The organism is Pseudomonadota bacterium, from assembly GCA_022361155.1.
Lineage (GTDB): Bacteria > Myxococcota_A > Polyangia > Polyangiales > JAKSBK01 > JAKSBK01.
In genome coordinates, this window is record JAKSBK010000024.1 from 1 (window position 1) to 4,690 (window position 4,690).

The window sequence follows — 4,690 nt, forward strand, 5'->3', positions numbered from 1 at the left end:
CCACCGCAGCTCATTTCGCACACTTACGCTACCCGTTGTGGCGAAAGTGCCCGGGCACGCCGGCGGACGCCAACCCTGAAGCTGTAGAGCGGCCGGCCCCTTCCTGGCATCGTTGGATTACGAACCCACAACGAACAGGAAGGAGCCGACTATGGACTATTAAATGTCCTTGTCGCAGGCAGCTGCCCAACAACACCCGCGTGATGCGCGAGCTGATCTTCCTGGGGGCCATGCCGGCCAACGCCGCTTCGGAGGCGTCCTTGCTACCTCACGCGCTCAGTCGGGAAGAAGGCGTCGCCCACATCGCTGCCGCGGAGCGGCTTAGTCCAACCCGCCTTATGTGGCCTGGGTTGCTAATGAGGGGCGGTATGCGGAATCACTTCTGACAGAACCCCCCCTTCACCCGTGCCCTTGACCTTGAAGATCGCCACCCCCCCTTTGTGACTACGCCACGTCTTCGCCTCGCACAGACCCGGGCCGCGGGTGCAGACCAACCTCGCGCTCCGATGAGCCCGCCATTACGGGTTACGGGCTCGAGGCGCGCCCCGTGCTGCGGTGCCCAAGTGATTGGCGCACCCGAACGCACCAGAAAACTGAGCCAGCTTCTCAGGGCATTTCAAGCGACACGCTGAAATCCGCGTCCATGGGTGCCCGGCAGGCTCCCTCCAAGGTGCCAGTCTCATTTCTGGGAATCCAGCGCGCTATCAACCGCGCGCCTGCCTTGGTTCGTGCATCGATTCCTCCTGTACAGTTCCCGCACCAAGTCAAACTGCTCCCAGTGGCGTCCGCCAAGAGCAGATCCACTCCCGCCAGCCCGAGCGGGACGCCATCCAGCCTCACAGACAAATCCTTCGGCTCGTACGACCAACTCTGTAGAACGTTTGTGCCGTCGATGGCCTCTATTCGCTTCGGTCGGCCGGTGACCCCGGTTGGTGTTACCTGACCAAGACTCTCGATCACGAGTCGCGCTCCGTGCTGCGGCCCCCAATTGCCTGGCCCCGACATGCCCGGTCCTCCCCCCTTGTTCGGCATCCATCCACGCGCTCCGAGCGCAATTCGCGGCAGCTTGTCACGCAAACACGTCATAAAGAGAGTCCCGGGCTCCCATGTCCCACTACTGCTGGCGCTCCTGCGTATAAAGCCCTCGTCTTCTGCACACAGTTCCTTTCCACAGCTGCCCGAAAGGCAAGGCCTCAACATCCGGTACGGAGTAAAAGAAACGATTGAGCCAGCGACACACTGTGCAGGCGGCAACCTGCCACCCCCAATCGGGAACATGCCTCCGACAGACGGGAACATGCCTCCGACAGACGGAAACATACCTCCAACCGGGCCCCACGCAGCCGGCTGCGCACCGTTGCTGCACGCAACCGTTCCCAAGAAAGCAGCTGCTACCGCGGCCAGGGGCTGCCGCGCAGCATCAAGAAAGCTAGGCCACATGATCTTTCCTTTATCCTTCTGAGCCGCGCCCTTCCCGCAGGCCCGACGACTGGAAGAGTTACGGCCGTGCCGCCCTCTGCTGTGATCATAGTCTAGTGCTCTCCAGGACTAATGCCATTGTTACTGACCCTCCTCAGCCCCACGGCCAAGGCGTCGAGCCAAGAGCATCATCTTGACCCGAGGCCCAATACGGCTACTTCCGCGGCCTGCCGTCCTTCTCCACCAACCAAACGCCCAGACCGTCCTCGCTGACCCGGAAGTCACGAACCTCCTGGAGCCCCTGGTCCTTCAGCTCGCTCACCTGTCGTCTTATCCGCTCGATCCGGTGCTCTCGCCTCTCTTGAAGCAACGGCCGCTTCCAGCCCTCCACCTTATCATCCCGCAGCTTGTCGCCACGAGCCCTCGTTGCAGCCGGCCGTTCCTTCCCAATCTCCTGCAGCGAGACACCCGCATGTCCAGGGCCCGGCGCACCGTCCTGGTAATCAGGATCGCCCTGAAAGGGCAGTATCAGGCTTCCCCACTCGTTGACGTCGCAGTCGCAGACCGCCCCCGCTGGCGTACCACACAGACCGGCGTTCTCGAGAGCGATGCATGCTTGCTTCGGCGACGGTATGCAACCCATGCATGGCTGCGTGCCAAAAGAGTACTGGAACAAGCCAGCCGGAGGCGGAGGTACCGGGTTGCCCATCTGGTAAAGATAGTTCATGACGCTCCAGTGAATAGTGCTCCAATTACCAAAGGGGTCATTATTGCCATTATGTGTGAGATTCAGGTTGTGCCCTAGCTCATGAACAAAGGTTCCTTCCTGCTGGTTAACCTGCGCTTGACCAAAGGCTGCCCAAAAGCATCCTGTCGGATTACTCGTCCCGACCGGTGGTGGGAATCCGCTGGTGTCGAGTGTAACGATGAAGTCGTTACCCAACTGTTCCCCCGCCCCCGAAGAGCAGCTAGCGATCCAAGGTGTACCGGGAGGCGACCCAAGAGGAGGGGGCACTTCATATTGCGCGGCAAAGAGCCCGTAGTGAAAGTAAGTCTGTATTTCTGAGTTAGCGGGCGAGAAGAATTGAGCCTTATATCCTGTCGGCCCCGCCAATGGAAGGCACCCGGGCAGATTGCATGTAGAGCCGGTGTTGATTACTTGGTTATACGGAACCTGAGTGTCGATGTAGAAGTCAGCAACAATATTACCGAGGCTCGCAAAGGTAAACGTTGCATTCGGACCAAGATTGGCAAAAGGCATCTTCCCTGCCATATAGTCGACCTCAACATGAAGGTTCTGCACAACTGTGCTAGCCGCGCCACTTTCCGAAAAGGAATACCCGTCATTACCAAAAAACTCGATTGTGTCGGGAACCCCGTCCCAATCGCTATCCGTCAAATTGGCATTGCTTCCTATCAGGGCCTCCATGTGGTTGTTCAGGCCATCCGAGTCGTTGTCGTTGCCGGCGGACCATACGTGGCTTGTCATATGCGCGGTACCAACCAGGCTCAATGGATAGTGACCCCATAGGACCGTGCCGGACGCCTGAGGAAAACCAGGGAGGAGGAGTGGATATCGGTTAGGTCCAGAGTCGTCATCGAAACCAACAAAGTTCCCAGTAGCTCCAAAGAGGAACAGCATGTAATCGTTTGCGAAGTGATCGATCGGGTAGCTGGGGGCCCGCGAAGTGGCCGTGACGCGGAGATCCGTCCCTAGCGGCCAGCCCGCCGAAAGCTGGGTCGTTATTCCGCCGAACCGAGCGTCGATGAGATCTCCACCAATGTTGCCTATGACATCGCAACGACCCGCGGCCGCCGCTGTTTTGGCTGTTATCAGCAACCAGTAGTTGCCCGTTACAGGGGGGATGTAGGTTATTCTGGAGGCGTTTGGCTCCACGGCACCGTCGTCGTCCTGGGCTAGGAGTGTGGTTACCCAATAGTCGAATAAGTACATGACGGTGTCTCCACCGGGGACCCAGGCGCTGCCGTTCCATCGCTCCAGATTTCTTGTTTCGAAAGTGGCGGGTATGCCTGCGACCAGCCACTGAGGAGCCCAGACGAACTGGTGTCCAAACATATTGACCGTACCGGTGTCAAACGCCTGTGCACGTGCTGAGGCCGGTGCCATCACTGGAATACAGAAACAGGACACCAAAAAGAGCACGAAAGCTGACTTGCGGTACACGCTCGTGCGAGCGCCCTTGGATTTCGAAATACTCATGTTACCCTCCGAACAGATGGAAAGATCCTGTGTTACTCGTACTTGGCAAAGAAATCATTCTTGAAGGTGGTGTACTCCTGCTGCGACATCTTGGAGATTTCATCGCGGCGGATTTCGACGAGCTGCTCGAAATCCTGGTACGCTTCAACGAGCCGCTTCGGCATGGGCTCTTCAACGTGAACGTCTAGGATTTTCGCCGCTGTGTTGTTGACAGTGCGGTGGCGGCGCAAGAGCCTCAGACGCTCCTCATCGGACGTAGCCTCGTGGTAAGCGCGTTCTATATTGAACAGGGCTTCAGAAAGCTCTTTTTCAACCATCTGTTTGTGAGGAAGGCTGCGTAGGAACTCCTTCTCGTCCTCTGTCAGCGATACGGTCATGTTCGCGATCAGCTGTGCCATGTGCTGCTTGATTTCCTCGTCGCGAAACGGCCTGTGGACTCGCACCGAAGGTGAGCTCGTAGAGCCCGGCCTCGGCAGCGAAGATGCAGCAAGGGGGGACGCTTCTTTGCTGGATGGCGGGGAGCGTTTGGGCGTGCCAGTGTTCGCGGAGGCACCATCAGCCGCAGGTGCTCGCTCTTGCACGACGTCATCGAGGAGAAGCGCTGCGCAAATGAATGCCACGAGCAGGCCCGTGACGGCTAGCAGTCGCCTCCTCATGCGGCGCGGCTGGGAGTACCGAGGGGTCGTAGCACTGGCTTGTTGATTCATGAATCGTTCAATCTGGATGTTGGATCCCACACGGCCGCGGATGCGACGCGACGCCACCGGCAGCCCAAGCAGCACACAGACGGCTCCGCAAGCCGTAGGGCGCACTGCCGATCGTCGACCGGGAGGCTGAGCTCGGTCGCGTTCGCGCTAAGCTGAACGGGAAGGACGGGAGACGGGAGACGGGAGACGGGAGACGGGAGACGGGAGACGGGAGACGGGAGACGGGAGACGGGAGACGGGCAAGAACCGAGCCACACGGTGGCCGGTTACCCGCTCGCCGTCGGTCTGTGTCCCTGCTGGTGCTGCCTTACCGCTGCCGCCCATCCGGCTCCCTGTTGCCACC

The 4,690-nt window shown here is 59.4% G+C and carries 2 protein-coding genes; both read right to left on the reverse strand.

Annotated elements, in window-relative coordinates:
- Window positions 1-1,633 precede the first annotated feature (1,633 nt).
- Window positions 1,634-3,640 carry a hypothetical protein gene (locus MJD61_00740; GenBank protein ID MCG8553806.1) on the reverse strand — a complete coding sequence of 669 codons (2,007 nt, stop codon included), beginning with the start codon at window positions 3,638-3,640 and terminating at the stop codon, window positions 1,634-1,636.
- A gap of 32 nt (window positions 3,641-3,672) precedes the next feature.
- Window positions 3,673-4,038, reverse strand: a complete 366-nt coding sequence (locus tag MJD61_00745) for a hypothetical protein (GenBank protein ID MCG8553807.1) — start codon at window positions 4,036-4,038, stop codon at window positions 3,673-3,675.
- Between the last annotated feature and the right edge of the window lie 652 nt (window positions 4,039-4,690).

Coding starts and splice junctions, on each gene's coding strand:
- MJD61_00740 (MCG8553806.1), bottom strand. CDS start 3,640: ATGAGTATTTCGAAATCCAAGGGCGCTCGCACGAGCGTGTACCGCAAG.
- MJD61_00745 (MCG8553807.1), bottom strand. CDS start 4,038: ATGGCACAGCTGATCGCGAACATGACCGTATCGCTGACAGAGGACGAG.